The organism is Shigella sp. FC1544 (assembly GCF_001722145.1).
In the GTDB taxonomy this organism is placed as follows: domain Bacteria; phylum Pseudomonadota; class Gammaproteobacteria; order Enterobacterales; family Enterobacteriaceae; genus Escherichia; species Escherichia coli.
In genome coordinates this window covers 1-219 of record NZ_MECT01000542.1, presented here as the reverse complement: position 1 = coordinate 219, position 219 = coordinate 1, and the positions used below count along the sequence as shown (strand labels likewise).

1 protein-coding gene is annotated in these 219 nt (G+C 47.5%); it reads right to left on the bottom strand.

Going from position 1 to position 219, the window contains the following annotated elements:
- Nucleotides 1-161, bottom strand: a 161-nt coding sequence (locus BGK49_RS28260) for a prophage tail fiber N-terminal domain-containing protein (protein WP_171729996.1), incomplete at its 3' end; no start/stop codon positions are given.
- Nucleotides 162-219 lie beyond the last annotated feature (58 nt).

The following is a 219-nucleotide window of genomic DNA, read 5'->3' as shown; positions in this document are numbered from 1 at the left end:
TGTGCCTCAAACGAATATTCACCGTTATTTCCGGTCACTACATCAGCCCTGGTACGCATCACCACTTCTGAGGTGTTTACACGGGATTTCAGAATAATCTGGCATCCGGACATGGGGATGCCTGCGCCATCAGTCAGCGCACCTGATATCACTACAGACATAGTTTTTCTCGCGATAAATTAAATCAGGAAGAAATTTCCGGAGAGGCGGGCCATTCAA